The sequence below is a fragment of the Faecalibacterium sp. OF04-11AC genome (genome assembly GCF_003460645.1).
GTDB lineage: Bacteria > Bacillota > Clostridia > Oscillospirales > Ruminococcaceae > Faecalibacterium > Faecalibacterium prausnitzii_I.
In genome coordinates this window covers 1-15,353 of the sequence record NZ_QTVP01000007.1, presented here as the reverse complement: position 1 = coordinate 15,353, position 15,353 = coordinate 1, and the positions used below count along the sequence as shown (strand labels likewise).

Below are 15,353 nucleotides of genomic sequence, written 5' to 3'. Positions count from 1 at the left end.
GGATGCTTTTTGCGTTGAATTTTGAATCTTTTTATGTTATTCTGTAATTGCCGCTGAACAGCGGCGAAAGGCGCTGTCTGCAGATGCAGGTGGTCACGCTCCTTTTCTGGCAATGCGCCAGAGGAGGGCGAAACCTTTTTGCTTCCCCTGACGCAAACGCGAAAGGGGGGATGCTCTATGACGCTGAGTGAAGTTCTACAACTGCTTGCCATAATCGGCGGAGCAGTTTTTGTGACATTTCAGATTACATGGACGATTTCCAACGGCAAAAAGAAATGACCGCCCAAAGCCTTCCAAGCAAGCGGTCATTCTTTTTGACTAAGCCGAGGAGGAGCTGACCATTGCGGACAGCGCCTTTTCTATTTGTAGTATAGTCGATTTCTCGTATGCTGTCAAGCCTGGACGGGGCATTTAGAACCAAAGGAGACATGTTATGAAACGCACCGATTACATCAACTGGGATGAATATTTTATGGGCATCGCTCTGCTTACCGCCATGCGCTCCAAGGACCCAAGCAGCCAGGTGGGGGCCTGCATCGTCAGCCCGGAGAACAAGATCCTCTCGCTGGGCTATAACGGGATGCCCATCGGCTGTGATGATGACGCTATGCCCTGGGAGCGGGAGGGCGACCCGCTGGACACCAAGTATATGTACGTCTGCCACGCGGAGCTCAACGCCATCCTCAACAGTGCCCACAACAACCTGAAAGGTGCCCGGGTGTATGTGACCCTCTTTCCCTGCAACGAGTGCACCAAGGCCATCATCCAGTCTGGCATCTCGGAAGTGGTGTACTACAGCGATAAGTACCACGATACGGATTCCAGCGTGGCAGCGCGGTTCATGTTCAAAAAAGCGGGCGTCCGTCTGACGCCCTATCAGGCCAGCGGCCGCCATGCAGAGCTGGAGCTGTAAAAATGCACAGGCCACCCCTTGACCTTGCTGGTGGAGCGTATTATAATAGGACATGACATCTCGTATAAATATTCATAAATTTGTGTATAGAGAGGGAAATATACAATGAGCCTCAAGAATCGCAGCTTTCTCAAGCTTCTGGATTACACCCCGGCGGAGATCGAGCAGCTGCTTGATCTGGCCGCGGACCTCAAGGCCAAGAAAAAGGCCGGCATCCCGCATGATAAACTCCACGGCAAGAACATTGCCCTGATCTTTGAGAAGACCTCCACCCGCACCCGCTGCAGCTTTGAGGTCGCTGCCCATGACCTGGGAATGCAGGTCACTTATCTGGACCCGTCGGGCAGCCAGATCGGCAAAAAGGAGTCCATTGCGGATACCGCCCGGGTGCTGGGCCGGATGTTTGACGGCATCGAGTACCGCGGCTATGGGCAGGAGATCGTGGAAGACCTGGCCAAATATTCCGGTGTCCCGGTCTGGAACGGCCTGACCAACGAGTTCCATCCCACCCAGATCCTCGCGGACTTCCTCACCATCCGGGAGCACTTCGGCAAGCTGAAAGGCATCCACTTTGTCTACTTCGGGGACGCCCGCTATAACATGGGCAACAGCCTGATGGTGGGCTGCGCCAAGATGGGCCTCCACTTTACGGCCTGCGCCCCCAAGAAGTACCAGCCGGACCCGGCTCTCGTGGCCCAGTGTGAGGCCATTGCGGCAGAGACGGGTGCGACCCTCCGCTTTGAGGAGGACCCCGCCGTGGCCGCCAAGGGTGCCGACGTGCTGTATACCGACGTCTGGGTCTCCATGGGCGAGCCGGTGGAAGTCTGGGCCGAGCGGATCAACGACCTGGCCGCTTACCAGATCAACCAGGAGCTCATGAAGATTGCAGGCTCCAAGGCCGTGTTCATGCACTGCCTGCCCGCTTACCACGACCACAAGACCGCCGTGGGCAAGGAGATGGGCGAGCGTTTTGGCCGCGACGCCATGGAAGTGACGGACGAGGTCTTTGAGGGTCCCCAGAGCATCGTCTTTGACGAGGCGGAGAACCGGATGCACACCATCAAGGCCGTTATGGCGGCGACGCTGGGCTACGAGGCCTGATGGGCGGCGGACATGTCTCCCGGCCGGATTTCGGGATGCCGCAGCCGGACCCGAACCACCCGCTGACCGAGTTTTACCTTGCGTTGCAGCACGCGCTGGACAAAGAGGGCAGCTTTGCGCTGCCTGCCCTGTACGCGGGCTTTCAGGCCCCGGCCCGGCGCGTTTATGCGGATGAGGCGGCGGAGTACCTGACCCTTTCTTCCACGGCAGGGGAGGGCATGACCCGGCTGCTGGCCCCGGGGCATTTGCAGCTGCTCTACAGCAGCCTGCATGTGATGCCGGACGGGGCCCCGGTGGCCCTGCTGCTGACGGAGGAGTGCACCCGCACTGTGTTTGCGGTACAGCTGCTGCCGCCCTTTGTGTGGGAAGACCCGCTCCCGCCGTTGCCGGACACCCCGGCGGCACTGACGCTCACCCTGACCATGCAGGACGTGGAGGCCATCGACACGGACCCCGCCGCGCTGGGGCGGCGGCTGGTGGAACGGACGGAGGGCAAGCGCTGGCTGCACCACCCGAGAGTGGAAACATTCCTGGCGGAGCGGGTGGCCTTGTTCCAGCGGGTCTACCGCCGCTGAGGAGAGCGTACCCTAAAATCTACCAGAGCCATTTGTTCGGAATTCGGACAAATGGCTCTTTTGTTTTGCGCGTGTTCATGTTATACTTTGCGTACCGGGCCTGCCGAAGAATACGGGCGGGCCGGGGCGCACTGGAAAAATTTTGTGCGTTTCCTGCAATAATCGGGGCCGCTCAACCGTGTAATGAGCGAAATGTCCCCCAAGTACCGAATCAGGATCCATCGAGCCCCGGGTGCCGGGGTGTCAAAGGAGTATGCGAATTATGGGACAGCTATCCAAAGATGAAGTTTTTGCGCTGGCCGTGCAGCGATACAGCGACACGGTGTTCCGTGCCGCCATGCACAATTGCAGCTGCACCGCCGATGCGGAGGATGTGGTGCAGGATGTATTTGAAAAGCTGCTGAATTACAGCGGCCGCTTTGAGAGTGAGGAGCATCTCAAGGCCTGGCTGCTGCGGGTGGCCATCAACCGCTGCCACGACCTGACCCGCGCTGCCCACCAGAAAGATACCGAGCTGGACGAGAACCTGCCTGCCCCGGGTACCTTTGAGGATGGCAGCGTGCTGGACGCCGTGCGCTCTCTGCCCGAAAATTACCGCAACGCCATTTACCTCCATTATTATGAGGGCTACACGGCGGCGGAGGTGGGGCGGATGCTGGGCGCCCCCACCAACACGGTGCTGAGCTGGCTGCGGCGGGCGCGGGCACAGTTACATACGATGCTGAGGGAGGAGATCGAAGATGAGGTGGTTTGAATATAAGATGGAGGTCGATGACCTCCATGCCTCGGATGATTTAAAGGCAAAGCTGCTGGCCATGCAGAGCCAGCAGGCCGTCTTGGCTCCTGCTGCAAAAACCGTCACGCGGAAACAGCCGGAAGTGCCTGCCCACAAAAAGGCGCTCCACTTCCCCAGCAGTCGTGTGTGGAAAGGGCTGGCTGCCTGCGCGGCGTTCTGCGTGGTGGCAGGTGGTGCGGCTTCCGTGCTCCATCTGGGAGTCATCGGGGTGGGAGGGGCCAAATCGTCCGGCCCGGCCACATTTTCTTCCCGGGAGGCCACCGGCTTCAGCATGGAAAACTCTGTTTCTTCTTATGCCATGGCCAGCGCCCCGGCCGTGGCCGACGATACCATGAACGAAAGCAGCGCCGCCGCAGGCGGCGCGGATACCGGCACGGCGGTGCTGACCAGCGGGGAGCTGGAGAGCGCCGGGGAGAGTGCTCACGCCGCGGAGAACAGCAAGATCATCTACACGGCCAACCTGACGCTGGAAAGCAAGGATTACGACGCAGCCCGCGCCGCGCTGGATGCCGCGCTGGCGGAAGCCGGCGGCTATATGGAGTCCAGCGATGAGTACGCCAACAGCGGCAGCCGCCGGAGCCTCAGCCTGACCCTCCGGGTCCCGCAGGAAAATTATGAGAGCTTCCTCGCTGCCGTGGCCGCAACGGGCAATGTCACCTACAAGAGCCAGCAGGCCGAGGATGTCACCACCCAGTATATGGACATCGAGGCCCGGCTGGACAGCCTGAAAGAACAGCGCGCCCGTCTGCAGGAGCTGAAAGCCAATGCGGATAACCTCTCCGACCTGCTTCAGATCGAGTCCTCCCTGAGCGATGTGCAGTACCAGCTGGAAAGCTATCAGAGCCAGCTGGACTGGTACAGCCGCCAGGTGGAGTGCTGCACCGTCTACCTCTCGCTGGAAGAGGTGCAGACCTATACCCCCGTGGAGGAGGGCTTTGGCTCCCGCATCCAGAACGCCCTGCGGGAGGGCTGGTCCGGCTTTGTGGAGACGGTGCAGAGCGTGGCAGTCTTCCTGGTGGGCCACTGGCCGTTCATCGTAGTGGGCGCTGTCTGCGGCGTGATCTTCTATAAAGCGCGCCACCCGAAGCACAAAAAGCAAAAGTAAGATTTTTCTTTTCAAAAATGCTTGACATCCACCCGGTGTTGTGGTATTATACTTGAGCAGTCAGCGAGCGGCTGACGCGGACAAGTAAATATCGCGGGGTGGAGCAGTCTGGTAGCTCGTCGGGCTCATAACCCGAAGGTCGTTGGTTCAAATCCGGCCCCCGCAACCACCAAGCGTCTCGGAATGATCCGGGACGCTTTTCTTTTGTCCTTTCGTCCCCCAAAACCAAAGCCAGCCTCCGGCCGGAACGTTCCGGCCAGAGGCTGGCTTTTTGTGCGTCTTATCCCAATTTCTTGGCATTCTTTTGGGCAAAGAAGAAGCCCACGGCGCTCACGGCCACCACGACATAATAGGACGCGATCCGGAAGAGCATCAGGACGCTCATTGTCTCGCCCCGGGTGAGGAACGCGCCGAATACCAGCAGGAATGCCGTCTCAATGGAGCCCATGCCGGCCACATTGGGCAGAGCGTTGGAGAGGAAGAGCATCAGCGCGGTGAGCAGCTGCACCTGCCCGAAACTCAGAGCGCTGGAAAGCCCCATGAACCGCAGGCAGAAGGAAGGAATGGTGTACATCAAAAAAAGCTTGCAGAGATGGACCGCGAAAATTTTCAGGCAGCGGGATTTTTCTGTCAGCAGGTGGCGGCTCTCTTCGCTCAGGGTGTCCAGCTGGGTCTGCCAGCTCTCCCGGCAGGCCTGCCATTTCTCCGTCTTGGGCAGCAGGCCCAGAGCCCTGCGGGCAAGGCTCTGCACCAGCGGGGCGGTGCAGAGGAGCACCAGCCCCAGGATGACCCCGGCCACCACCGTGTAGGCGGCGGCAGGTAGCTCAAAACGCCAGTGGCGTGGGCCGTGAACCACTGCCGGTTCCAAAGCAGCAGTACCGTGGCATACACCAGAACGGCAGCCTTATGGAAGACGTATTGCAGGGTCATCAGCCCCACGCCGGGGCCAAGCCCCAGCCCGCAGCGGTGGAGGTAGTAGGTCTGCATGGGCACCGCTCCGGCCCCCAGACAGATGACGTTGCCAAACGTGCCCATCCATGCGTTGTCGATGCCGTGCCGCAGGGTAAAGCCGGGCAGGCGGCTGCGCACGATGAGCCAGCTGGCCACACCCTCCAAAAGCGGGTAGGTGATGCCCAGCGCCAGCACCAGTGCTACCTGTCCGAGTGAAAGCTGGGCCAGCGCGGCGGAGATCTCGGCCCAGTGATCTTTGAACAGCAGGATGAGCACGCCCGTCAGGGCCAGCAGGATGGCTACGGAGAGCAGGGCTTTTTTGCGGGAGGGGGCAGGGCTCTGGTTTTGGCTTTGCCGGGGCATGGGACACGCTCCTTTCTCAACGGGATTTGAGGACAGTATAGCATATCCCTGCGGTTTTTTTGTGAACATGAGACAAATTTTTCTTGGCAAATACAGCAATATGATAAAAGGGACAGGCGTCTGCCTGTCCCTCGAGGGTTATTTGTTGTTCAACTGTTCCACTTTTTCGGTCAGCTCTTTTACCGCCGTGGTCAGCGTCCGGGCGAACGCTTCTTTGGAATAATAGCGCTCGTAGAGGGCGCGGCAGTCGTCGTGCATGGCGGCCAGTTCGGCGGGGTGCTCAATGGCCCAGCAGAGCAGCTTTTCCAGCTGGGCGGGGTCATCGTCCCGGTAGACGAAGCCGTCCACACCCTCGGTGACAAGGCCCGCCGTGCCCGTGTGCTCCGACACGATGGAGGGCTTGCCGAAGATCAGGCCCTCGGTGACGAAAGTTGGCATGGGGTCATCGCGGGAGGCGCAGACCAGGCAGGTGCACTGCTGCATCAGGGATTTGATCTCGTCCCGGCTCAGCCGCTTGCAGTAGAAGACGTTGGCGGGGCAATCGGCCGTCAGGTTCCGCACGGCGTCCATCATCTCCCGGTCGGCTGCCTTGCCCACAAAGAGGAACGAGGCTTTCTGCCGGACCTCGGGGGGCAGCAGCCGGATGGCCTTGCAGAAGATATCCTGACCTTTGCGCCGCTCGAACGAACCCACGGTGACGAAGAGCGGGCGGCCATTGGCGTAGCCCAGGTCGTAGACCGGGAAGTCTTCTTTCGAGTAGTCGGGCAGGCCGTAGATGAGCTGTTTGATCTCGAACTCGGGCCGGACGGCGTGCATGGCCGCCGCCGCGTGCTTGCCCACGGAATAGACCTCCACATTCGGGGCAATGGTCTTGGGGATCTGGTGGGCAATGTGCGGGTAGCCCGCAAAGGCATCGTGGAGCCACCAGAGCACAGGCACGCCGGTATCGCTCAGGGCCCGGAGCACCCGCCCGCTGACCACGGTGTTGACAATGACGAAATCGGCGCAGAGGGCCAGCCCCCACAGAGCCGGGGAGGAAACACATCCTGCCCGGGTGATAACGGCGGCACCGGCGTCCCGGAACAGCTGCAAAGAACCGTTGTCACTGGGGCCCAGCACCGTCACTCATAGCCCATGCTGCGGAGCACGGGCACGGCGCTCACCATCACGATGGGGGCACCCGTCATATCCAGCACATGGCTGATGAGGAATGCCCGCTTGCCGTGGAGAGAATAAGCGTCCTCGGCGCAGATGTCTCGCTCAAAATGGAGCAGAGCCTGCGGGATGCGGGTGCACCGCTCGCTCAGGCGGGCGGCAGCGTCCAGCAGTTCGCTGACGCTCTCCGGGTCCTTTGCGGCGGCGCGGCAGCGGTCCAGCAAAGCGCGGGACACCAGCGCGCAGCCGGTGCAGGAGATGTGGGCGTCGCTCTGGTAGAGGGCGGTGGCACCGTTGTAGCCGAACACGGCGTCGCTGAGGACGAGATCCGCCCCGTCTTTCAGGGCGGCGGCAAAGTAGTTGAGGGCGGTGGACATCAGCTCTACATCCTCCCGCACCAGCAGCACACCGGCCACGGCGGGGGTGAGAGCGTCAGCCAGCGAATCCACCAGCCGGAATTTCTGGTGGAGCTGGTCGCGCAGGGTGTTTTCCAGCGCCACCCGGCGGCCCGGGGCATAAACAAGAAGATAGAGGCTCTGCGTATCGGTATAAACCTGCCCGGACAGCTGGGTCCGCTGCAGGGGACTGTAACTGCTGTACATGAATGTTGTCGCTCCTCTGTCAGTGATGGGTGCGCTCAGCGGCTGCGGTGGAACCAGCCCAGCAGACGGCGGAACGGTGAGGTGATGCGCCAGCTGCTGCTGGACAGCACCCCCTCCAGCGATTTTTCATAGGCCTGGCAGCGGGCGGTCAGCTCCGCGTTGGCCTGGTGCAGCTCGGCAATGTTCTTGTGCAGGGCGTCCACAGCCTGCTGCTGCTCCGCGTTGGTCTGCTCCAGCTGCTGGATGTGCCGGGCCTCACTGTTCCAGGTCTTCTGGAAGTGCTGCACCCCCTCCAGCACCGCGTTAAAAAGGGGTTCGTCCGTCAACGTCTCCAGCGGGAAATAGCAGTAAGAGACCACCAGCTTCATCCCGGCGGGGTAATGGGTCAGCCCCTCCAGCCGGAAATTGGGGTCATCGCCCAAAAACAGGATGCTGTCGCCTGGCAGTGTCAGGCCGTTGGCGGGCACGCAGAGCAGCCGGTCGTCCGAAAAGCTCAGGTTGGTGATGCAGCAGGGCAGCTCACCCGGGTCAAACCGCAAAGCCTGCGCGGCGGTAGGCAGCTCAAAGGTCGCTGTCACGGTACCGGTCAGCTCGTCGCAGACATAGTCGGGGGCGGTCAGGGTGTCCCGCTCGGAGAAGCCGAAGCCTGCATCAAAGTAGAGCAGCGGCTGCAAAAGGGTGGGGGAATCAGTGTGCATCTCGCGCTGGGGGTGGGCCGCCAGATAAGACTGTACCTCTTTTTCCAGGTCCAGGCAGCGTGCCGCCAGCCGGGAACACCCCTCGTCCGAGAGTTTGAGCTGCTGTTCCAGGTCCGCAATGCGGCTGCGCAGAGCCGCTTCAGGAGTTTCGTTGTTCATAGCCGGATTCTCCTCAGTTTTTATTATTCAGCGGCAGAGCCGCAAAAATTCAATGTTTCGCCACATACCGCTGGTGTTCCGCAAAGTGTCTGCGGCGAGCAGGGAAGAACTTGAGCATCACGTCCCGGCGGCGCAGCAGGATCTCACACAGGAGGAAAATGCTGCCCAGCGAGACGGCATACTGCAGCCAGAGGCCTTTGGTGGGGGCGGCAGCGTATTTCTGTACCATCAGGTACCAGGCACTGCCGTGAGCTCCACGGTGTGGATGCAGAAGATATACAGCGAGCGGCGGCCCACCGCCTCAATGAGGTGGGTGACTGGGTTGTCCAGCAGCCGTTGTACTTTCATAAACAGGACGATGAAACCGAGGCCCACAATGCCGTCCAGCAGGATGCTGACCGGGCCCATGGTCCACTCGCCCAGGGAGACGCAGTCCGTTTTGCCAGTCAGCAGCACACCCAGGGCGACGCCCAGCGCCGCTGCCAGCAGGCCCAGGATGGCCAGAGGCCGGAACTTTTTCTCAAACAGGCGCTTTTTCTTGGCCAGGAACCCGATGTACAGGTACGGCACCGTGACCATGCCCTGCGCGATGCAGAACGGGGCCTCCCACACAAGAGAGATGCCCCAGCCCAGCAGCATGGTGCCCAGTACGGCCCATTTTATGTAGCTCTCGGGGAAAATATTCAGGATGATGTCCAGCAGGATCCATCCGATCATCAGCGCCAGCAGATACCACATGGGGCCGCAGGAGAAAAATTCCTGCCCGAAATAGGTGGCGGTGTGGGGCAGGCCAAGCACAAAACCGCCCAGCACTTTATACGTCTCGTAAACGGCGTTGTTCCAATTGCCGAATGTCTTATAATGAATGACGAAATGCGCTATGGTAGTGGCAAGCCCGGTGTAGGCGTAAGGCTTGAACAGGGTCTTGAACTGCTGGCTGATGCATTTGCCAATGCTCCGCTTGCGGAAACCGTAGCCGCTGGCGATGTAGAACGCCGCCATCAGCGATTCGCGGTAGGCAAACAGAAAAAACGTGACGGGCGTGATGGTGGAAATATCCCCCACCGGATAAAGCTCCGAGGTGTGGGCAAAGACGATCAGCAGCATGCCGACGCCTTTCAGCAGGTCGAACATGCCCAGCGAGCTTGCAGTACGAGGTTTGGTACCTTCCATGAAAGGGCTCCTCCTTTGCGCCGCAGGATCGCCCCGGGATGGCAGAAAGCCGCCTACTTGGCGCAAAATGATAAAAGTTGGATTGTTTTGTGAGACTAGTGTTGTTAAATAGTATAATGCTTTTTCCTGTGGCTGTCAATTTGAATGCGGCAGGGCGATGAACAAAGTGTACCACAGGGTTTCGCCCCCTCGCAACAAAAGGAAGGATTTACATGCAATTGCACAAACCGGAATGTAACTTTTACTTGCATATTTGTGCAATGAAATATTGCACTTGCGGCCTCTTTGCGGTATACTGATGCCGGGGGGAGTTTTTTCCCAGCGTTTTCCGTGATATCCCAAAATCAGACATTCTGACACAAAGGAGAAGAATACGAATGGCAGAGAAGATCAAAGTTCCCGCTGGTGTGTATGATATGGTCACCCGCTGCATGGAGCAGGAGTTCCCGGACAACGTGGCCATCCGTTATGTGGCCGAAGACGGCAAGACCGTGGTGGAAAAGCACTACCGCGAGTATGCGCGGGACATCCGCAAGATGGTCTCCTACCTGAAAAACGAAGTGCCGGACCTCAAGGGCCGCAGTGTGGTGCTGCTGAGCCGCAACTGCTATGAGTTCTGCGTGGCGTCCTACGGCATCATTCTGGCCGGCGGCGTGCTGGTCACGCTGAACCAGAAGAAGACCTGGGACGAGCTGGAATATGAGCTGGGCCAGGTGGAGCCTGCCCTGATTTTGAACGACGGCGTTGATTACGGCTGCCGTGCCCAGCTGGAGGCCGCTTACGGCCCGCTGCTCCGCCCCATGGACTGCTACAAGGATTCCACTCCCGGGGAGCTGACCAACTGTGTGGACCACGACGGCCTCATGATGCTGATGTTCACCTCCGGCACCACCGGCCGCAGCAAGGGCGTCATGCTCTCGGAGCGGAACATGTGCTCCACGCTGGTTACTTACTCCGAGGTGGCCGAAAACTGGATCACCAACCGCCTGCCCGCGGGCCAGAAGCTGCCTCTGAGCCACATGACCCTGCTGCCGCTCTTCCACATGGCCTGCTTTGTCTGCGTCATGTCCTACCCGCCGGCAGGCTGGGCCCTGAACCTCTGCGGCGATATCCGCGATTTCTACCGCGACCTTGGCCTGATGCACAGCGACGTCATGGCTTCGGCCCCCATGCTGGTGGAGACCATTTACAACGATTACAAACGAGGCCGCGTGGAGCGTCTCAACGGTCTGTGGGACCTGTGCTGCTCCTCTGCCGCCCTCGACCCCAAGATGCTGGAAGAGCTGGCCGCCAACGGCTTTGTGGTCAACCAGTGCTATGGCATGACCGAGACATTCGGCGACGGCATCCTCAACTTTACCCAGACGGCTGACCACATGAGCGCCGTTGGCAAGCCGGATGATCACTGTGAGTACAAGGTGGATGAGACCGGCGTGATCTGCATCCGGGGCAACAGCGTCATGCTGGGCTATTATAAAGACCCTGAGGCCACCGCTGAAGTCATCGACAAGGACGGCTGGTTCCATACCGGCGATCTGGGCCGCATCGACGAGGATGGCTACTATTACATCACGGGCCGCAAAAAGAACCTCATGATCCTGGCCAACGGCGAGAATGTCAGCCCCGAGGAGCTGGAGCACAAGCTGGCCGCCTGCCCGGCGGTGCAGGAGTGCATCGTGAAAGAAAAGAGCCAGAAGATCTGCGCTGTGGTCTACTGCGCGGAGGAGCGGCAGGCCGAGGTGAAAGACTTTATCACCGAGTGCAACCGCACCCTGCCGCTGTACAAGCGGATCAGTGCCGTGGAGTTCACGGCGGAGCCGCTGCCCCGCAACGCTCTGGGCAAGCTGCTGCGCAAGGAAGGCCGGAACCTGGATGCAGCAAAAATAAAACAATTGTAAAAGACCGCGCCGCGCGGTTGCAATTCCCTGCCAAAACAGGTATTATTAAGGTATTGGCAGTGCTTGCAGCTGCCGGCGTGTTGTTGCAAAAAAGAAAAAGGCAAGGAGCAAAAAGAATGATCGATAACGCGTTTGAACTTGTAACGCAGACTATGGAGCGGCAGTACCCGGATCATGTGGCGTTTCGCTATGTGGCCGCCGACGGCGAGACCGTGGTGGAAAAGACCTATGCCCAGTATGTGCAGGACATCCGCCGTGTGGTGACTTATCTGCGCGGTGCCATCCCTGATATCAAAGGCAAGCGGGTGGCCCTGCTGAGCAAAAACTGCTATGAATACGGCGTCAACGCCTTTGGCATCATCCTGGCGGGCGGCGTGGTCGTGACCCTGAACCAGAAAAAGACCTGGCCGGAGCTGGAATATGAGATCGGCCTGGTGGAGCCCAGCCTCATCCTGAACGACGGCATCGACTATGGCTGCCGGGATCAGCTGGTGGCCGCTTACGGCCCCATCCTCCGCCCCATGGACAGCTTCAAGGACAGCGAGCCCGCCATGGACATCACCAACACCCGCGGCCACGATGACCTGATGGTGCTGATGTTCACCTCCGGCACCACTGGCCGCAGCAAGGCCGTCATGCTCTCGGAGCGCAACTTCTTTACCACCACCGGGGCGCAGGTGGTTTTCGGCGGTGCCATGCTGGATTACAAACATACCCACATGCCCGAGAACAAGAACGATGTGTTGAGCAACTTCTGCATCCTGCCCCTGTTCCATCTGGCACGTTCATCTGCCTGTTTGTCTGGCCCTGTAAGGGCTGGGCCCTCAACCTCTCCAGCGACCTGCGGGATTTCTACCGCGATGTCCGGCTGATGCACAGCGACGCCATGGCCGTGGCTCCCATGCTGATGGAGTCCATCTACAAAGATGTCAAGCGGGGCCGCCGGGAGCGTCTCAACGGCCTGTGGAACCCCTGCGGTTCTTCCGCCATGTTTGATGGCAAGATGCTGGCTGAGCTGGCCCGGGAGGGCATGATGATCACCCAGGTGTATGGCATGACCGAGACCTGCGGCGACGGCATCATCAATTATGCCCAGGACGAAAAGCACATCCGCTCGGCCGGCAAGCCCGACGACCACTGCGAGTATAAGATCGCCGAGGACGGCGAGCTCTGCATCCGGGGCGGCTGCGTCATGCTGGGCTACTATAAGGACCCCGCGGCCACCGCGGAGGTGGTGGATGCCGACGGCTGGCTCCACACCGGCGACCTGGCCCGTGCCGACGAGGATGGTTATTACTACATCACCGGCCGCAAGAAGAACCTCATCATCCTGGACAGCGGCGAGAATGTCAGCCCGGAAGAGCTGGAAAGCCTGCTGGCCAAGTGCCCGGCGGTGAAAGAGTGCGTCGTCAAGGAAAAGGGCAAAAAGATCTGTGCCGTCATCTACTGCGAGGAAGCAAAGCAGGAGGAAGTGCGGGAGTACATCACCGCTACCAACCGCACCCTGCCGCTGTATAAGCGGATGAGCGCCGTGGAGTTCAGCACCGAGCCGCTGCCCCGTACCGGCACCGGCAAGCTGCTGCGCAAATAAACAACAGGATAAACCAGCCCGCCGCGGGGCACACTGTCCCCGCACGGATTTGTAAACGGGAAAGGAAGCTAATCACTATGGAAAGATCCGAAATCGTATCCCAGATCCTCGCCATCCTGGAGGATGTTGCTGAAATTTCGCCCGAAGATGTCACCGAAGACAGCGTCCTGATGGACGACCTGGACCTGTCCTCCATGGAGATCCTCACCGTGGTGGCAGACCTGGAGGAGACGTTTGGCCTGCGCATCCCGGAAAAGGAGCTGCGCAACTTTGTCACCATCAGCGACCTGGCCGATTACCTGGCCGCCCACGTGGGGTAAACGCCCATGAATGCGGAACAGCGCTCTGTTTTTCAGGGCATCGTGTATTATTACCGGGAGCATACGGTCCTCTGCCGTTATGAGCTGACGATGAAAGACCCGGTGGATGCGGAACTGCTCCAGCAGGCTTGTGACGAGGCCCGGCCCCTGGCGGGGTATTTCTTCCAGAAAGTGGTCTGGGAGAAGCGGGAGGCCCACCTGGCCCCCAACGACGCGCCGTTCCGGGTCCGCATCGGGCATGTACAGCCCCACATCCCGGAGGATACCGACGACTATCAGCTGGCCTGCAGCTGTGAGGGAAACCAGATCTTTTTCGACTGGTTCCACTTCCTGGCCGATGGCCGGGGCGGTTCCCAGCTCGTGACGCTGGTGCTCAAGCTCTACTGCAACCTGCGGTATGGCACGGCCTTTGCCTGTGAGCCCCTTGTGTCGGACCCGCCCTATGACATTGAAGACATTCTGGCCCGGTACCCGGAGAGCCAGGTGGAGAACGACATGCAGAAAGAGGTCACCCAGATCAGCGAGGCAAAGCCTCAGCTCGTCCGGGTCCGGCTGGACAAGCAGAGCCTGCTGGACGCCGCTCTGCCGCTGGGGGTCAAACCGTTCAGTGCGCTGATCACCCTCTTCTGCAAGGCGGGCCGGGAGTACTTTGGCCGGGATGACCTGATGTACAACTATTCCACCGATGCCCGGGATGCCATGGGCACGCCCAAGGCCCTCTTCAACTGCGTGGCCTCGTTCCAGCGGCCGATCACGGTGACGGAGGCCGATACGCTGGCCACGCTGGTGCCTGGCGTGGAGGCCGACATCCGCCACAACCTGACCAAAGAGCCCAAGCTCTTCCGGGTGGCGGAGCAGATGGGCTGGGTGTACCAGGTGTACCGCCAGCGCGCTTCCCTCAAGATCAAGAAGCGCGTCTTCCAGATGGGCGAGTACATCAGCGGCTTCCCCTCGGATTTCTGGGTCAGCTATCAGGGCGACCCGTTCGTCCCTGCCGACCCGGACTTGGAGAAGTATCTTACCGATTTCCAGACCTGGGTGCCCGCCGATGGTGCTTCCATCGGCGTGGAGTGCACGACGCTCCACGGCGTTATCACCATCTGCATCCAGAACAAGGCCCAGAAGCCCGGCTATGCCGCCGCCCTCCGCCACGCGTTTGAGTCCGCAGGCGTCAAGGTGCTGGAAGCCGCCGAGCTCGGCCCCTCGCCCTATACGTCCCCCTACATACCGTAAACAATATGAAAGCTCTCCCTTTGGGAGAGCTGGCGCGTCAGCGCCTGAGAGGGCGAGCCCGTTAAAATTCAACATACAAACACAGCGATACGATGCTTCTGACAAACAGAACTCGTATCGCTGTGTTTTTTACTCGGTTTTCGTTGGTCTTATGCTCACCTCGCCGTGCTGCAGGGCGGCCCGGCGGCCACCCTCCCGCTCCACGAGGAGGGCACCATTGTCATCAATGGCGATGGCCCGGGCCGCGTAGGTCTCGGCGGCGGTGCAGACGGTGACCCAGTGCCCCGGCACAAAGCAGCGGGAGCGGTACTCGTCCAGGCAGTCGAAAGCCGGGCAGAGGGCCAGCAGCTCCCGGGCAATGGCCCCGGCCAGCGCCGCCCGGCCGACAGGGGCTGGCCCGCCCGGGAAGAGGCTGCCCGCTGTACGGGCCAGCTCTTCCGGCCAGTCGGCGGGGTGGTGGTCAGGTTGAGCCCGATGCCCACCACCAGCCATTCCAGCAGGCCGCTCTCCACGCTGGTGCCGGCTTCCGTCAGGATGCCGCAGACCTTTTTGCCCTGATAGTAGAGGTCGTTGACCCACTTGATGCCCAGCTCGATGCCGCAGAGCTTCTGCACAGCCCGGGCCACGGCCACGGCGGCCCCGACGGTGACGCCCAGCGCCTCGGAGGCGGGCATGACGCCCAGCGCCTCGGAGGCGGGCACGGCGCCCGCAGCACCAGAG

At 60.4% G+C, this 15,353-nt stretch carries 17 protein-coding genes, 1 tRNA gene and 2 pseudogenes; 11 read left to right on the top strand and 9 right to left on the bottom strand.

The features are described from left to right. The first annotated feature begins 433 nt into the window (after window positions 1–433). The 6 genes from DXA70_RS05020 to DXA70_RS04995 all read left to right on the top strand — a co-directional run bounded on the left by DXA70_RS05020 (window position 434) and on the right by DXA70_RS04995 (window position 4,659). Window positions 434–913 carry a dCMP deaminase family protein gene (locus DXA70_RS05020; RefSeq protein ID WP_128117786.1) on the top strand — a complete coding sequence of 160 codons (480 nt, stop codon included), beginning with the start codon at window positions 434–436 and terminating at the stop codon, window positions 911–913. A gap of 105 nt (window positions 914–1,018) precedes the next feature. Further along, complete coding sequence (gene argF, locus DXA70_RS05015) at window positions 1,019–2,014, top strand: ornithine carbamoyltransferase (protein ID WP_128117785.1); 996 nt, start codon at window positions 1,019–1,021, stop codon at window positions 2,012–2,014. Beyond that, window positions 2,014–2,589, top strand: a complete 576-nt coding sequence (locus tag DXA70_RS05010; RefSeq protein ID WP_128117784.1) for a hypothetical protein — start codon at window positions 2,014–2,016, stop codon at window positions 2,587–2,589. The genes argF and DXA70_RS05010 overlap by 1 nt, the downstream gene beginning before the upstream one ends. Window positions 2,590–2,851: 262 nt before the next feature. Continuing rightward, window positions 2,852–3,343, top strand: a complete 492-nt coding sequence (locus DXA70_RS05005) for a sigma-70 family RNA polymerase sigma factor (protein ID WP_128117783.1) — start codon at window positions 2,852–2,854, stop codon at window positions 3,341–3,343. Further along, window positions 3,330–4,490 (top strand): DUF4349 domain-containing protein, encoded by a 1,161-nt coding sequence (locus DXA70_RS05000; RefSeq protein ID WP_128117782.1) that lies wholly within the window; start codon window positions 3,330–3,332, stop codon window positions 4,488–4,490. Before DXA70_RS05005 ends, DXA70_RS05000 begins: the two co-directional genes overlap by 14 nt. A gap of 92 nt (window positions 4,491–4,582) precedes the next feature. Then, a tRNA-Met gene (locus DXA70_RS04995) sits at window positions 4,583–4,659 on the top strand. A 111-nt stretch (window positions 4,660–4,770) separates the two neighbouring features. Here DXA70_RS04995 and DXA70_RS14180 read toward each other — a convergent pair. From DXA70_RS14180 to DXA70_RS04975, 7 genes and pseudogenes are all read right to left on the bottom strand, one after another. Next, window positions 4,771–5,244 carry a lysylphosphatidylglycerol synthase domain-containing protein gene (locus DXA70_RS14180; protein WP_347553499.1) on the bottom strand — a complete coding sequence of 158 codons (474 nt, stop codon included), beginning with the start codon at window positions 5,242–5,244 and terminating at the stop codon, window positions 4,771–4,773. Continuing rightward, complete coding sequence (locus DXA70_RS15320) at window positions 5,145–5,804, bottom strand: hypothetical protein (RefSeq protein ID WP_347553491.1); 660 nt, start codon at window positions 5,802–5,804, stop codon at window positions 5,145–5,147. The genes DXA70_RS14180 and DXA70_RS15320 overlap by 100 nt, the downstream gene beginning before the upstream one ends. A gap of 138 nt (window positions 5,805–5,942) precedes the next feature. Next, the gene (locus DXA70_RS14175; protein ID WP_243001130.1) at window positions 5,943–6,620 is read right to left on the bottom strand and encodes a glycosyltransferase family 4 protein; all 678 of its coding nucleotides are present in this window, start codon (window positions 6,618–6,620) and stop codon (window positions 5,943–5,945) included. 120 nt (window positions 6,621–6,740) lie between these two features. Beyond that, window positions 6,741–6,970 (bottom strand): annotated as a pseudogene (locus DXA70_RS15315) (glycosyl transferase family 1); the annotation flags it as partial. 626 nt (window positions 6,971–7,596) lie between these two features. Then, entirely contained in the window at window positions 7,597–8,418 is an 822-nt protein-coding gene (locus DXA70_RS04980) for a hypothetical protein (protein ID WP_128117781.1), read from the bottom strand. 49 nt (window positions 8,419–8,467) lie between these two features. Further along, window positions 8,468–8,647 (bottom strand): hypothetical protein, encoded by a 180-nt coding sequence (locus DXA70_RS14165; RefSeq protein ID WP_243001109.1) that lies wholly within the window; start codon window positions 8,645–8,647, stop codon window positions 8,468–8,470. Continuing rightward, complete coding sequence (locus DXA70_RS04975; RefSeq protein ID WP_243001107.1) at window positions 8,647–9,591, bottom strand: acyltransferase; 945 nt, start codon at window positions 9,589–9,591, stop codon at window positions 8,647–8,649. Before DXA70_RS04975 ends, DXA70_RS14165 begins: the two co-directional genes overlap by 1 nt. Window positions 9,592–9,968: 377 nt before the next feature. Between DXA70_RS04975 and DXA70_RS04970 the strand changes: the two genes are divergently transcribed. From DXA70_RS04970 to DXA70_RS04955, 5 genes are all read left to right on the top strand, one after another. Continuing rightward, entirely contained in the window at window positions 9,969–11,489 is a 1,521-nt protein-coding gene (locus DXA70_RS04970; protein ID WP_128117780.1) for a class I adenylate-forming enzyme family protein, read from the top strand. A 116-nt stretch (window positions 11,490–11,605) separates the two neighbouring features. Next, the gene (locus DXA70_RS15310) at window positions 11,606–12,361 is read left to right on the top strand and encodes an AMP-binding protein (protein WP_347553490.1); all 756 of its coding nucleotides are present in this window, start codon (window positions 11,606–11,608) and stop codon (window positions 12,359–12,361) included. Beyond that, window positions 12,244–13,080 (top strand): AMP-binding protein, encoded by an 837-nt coding sequence (locus DXA70_RS15305; protein ID WP_347553498.1) that lies wholly within the window; start codon window positions 12,244–12,246, stop codon window positions 13,078–13,080. Before DXA70_RS15310 ends, DXA70_RS15305 begins: the two co-directional genes overlap by 118 nt. Before the next feature lie 77 nt (window positions 13,081–13,157). After that, window positions 13,158–13,400 (top strand): phosphopantetheine-binding protein, encoded by a 243-nt coding sequence (locus tag DXA70_RS04960; RefSeq protein WP_112115801.1) that lies wholly within the window; start codon window positions 13,158–13,160, stop codon window positions 13,398–13,400. Between the two features lie 6 nt (window positions 13,401–13,406). Further along, window positions 13,407–14,633 carry a hypothetical protein gene (locus DXA70_RS04955; RefSeq protein WP_128117779.1) on the top strand — a complete coding sequence of 409 codons (1,227 nt, stop codon included), beginning with the start codon at window positions 13,407–13,409 and terminating at the stop codon, window positions 14,631–14,633. 129 nt (window positions 14,634–14,762) lie between these two features. Here DXA70_RS04955 and DXA70_RS14160 read toward each other — a convergent pair whose 3' ends face one another. Then, window positions 14,763–15,125: a hypothetical protein gene (locus DXA70_RS14160; RefSeq protein ID WP_243001129.1), complete on the bottom strand. Its 363-nt coding sequence runs from the start codon at window positions 15,123–15,125 to the stop codon at window positions 14,763–14,765. A gap of 32 nt (window positions 15,126–15,157) precedes the next feature. After that, a pseudogene (locus DXA70_RS14155) lies at window positions 15,158–15,307 on the bottom strand (biotin--[acetyl-CoA-carboxylase] ligase); the annotation flags it as partial. Window positions 15,308–15,353 lie beyond the last annotated feature (46 nt).

Bases quoted from the DNA above. Each gene is read 5' to 3' on its own strand.
- DXA70_RS14165 (WP_243001109.1), bottom strand. From the start codon at position 8,647: ATGGTACAGAAATACGCTGCCGCCCCCACCAAAGGCCTCTGGCTGCAG.
- DXA70_RS04960 (WP_112115801.1), top strand. From the start codon at position 13,158: ATGGAAAGATCCGAAATCGTATCCCAGATCCTCGCCATCCTGGAGGAT.
- argF (WP_128117785.1), top strand. From the start codon at position 1,019: ATGAGCCTCAAGAATCGCAGCTTTCTCAAGCTTCTGGATTACACCCCG.
- DXA70_RS15320 (WP_347553491.1), bottom strand. From the start codon at position 5,804: ATGCCCCGGCAAAGCCAAAACCAGAGCCCTGCCCCCTCCCGCAAAAAA.
- DXA70_RS04975 (WP_243001107.1), bottom strand. From the start codon at position 9,591: ATGGAAGGTACCAAACCTCGTACTGCAAGCTCGCTGGGCATGTTCGAC.
- DXA70_RS05000 (WP_128117782.1), top strand. From the start codon at position 3,330: ATGAGGTGGTTTGAATATAAGATGGAGGTCGATGACCTCCATGCCTCG.
- DXA70_RS04980 (WP_128117781.1), bottom strand. From the start codon at position 8,418: ATGAACAACGAAACTCCTGAAGCGGCTCTGCGCAGCCGCATTGCGGAC.
- DXA70_RS05020 (WP_128117786.1), top strand. From the start codon at position 434: ATGAAACGCACCGATTACATCAACTGGGATGAATATTTTATGGGCATC.
- DXA70_RS14175 (WP_243001130.1), bottom strand. From the start codon at position 6,620: ATGCACGCCGTCCGGCCCGAGTTCGAGATCAAACAGCTCATCTACGGC.
- DXA70_RS04970 (WP_128117780.1), top strand. From the start codon at position 9,969: ATGGCAGAGAAGATCAAAGTTCCCGCTGGTGTGTATGATATGGTCACC.
- DXA70_RS05010 (WP_128117784.1), top strand. From the start codon at position 2,014: ATGGGCGGCGGACATGTCTCCCGGCCGGATTTCGGGATGCCGCAGCCG.
- DXA70_RS05005 (WP_128117783.1), top strand. From the start codon at position 2,852: ATGGGACAGCTATCCAAAGATGAAGTTTTTGCGCTGGCCGTGCAGCGA.
- DXA70_RS04955 (WP_128117779.1), top strand. From the start codon at position 13,407: ATGAATGCGGAACAGCGCTCTGTTTTTCAGGGCATCGTGTATTATTAC.
- DXA70_RS15310 (WP_347553490.1), top strand. From the start codon at position 11,606: ATGATCGATAACGCGTTTGAACTTGTAACGCAGACTATGGAGCGGCAG.
- DXA70_RS14160 (WP_243001129.1), bottom strand. From the start codon at position 15,125: ATGGCTGGTGGTGGGCATCGGGCTCAACCTGACCACCACCCCGCCGAC.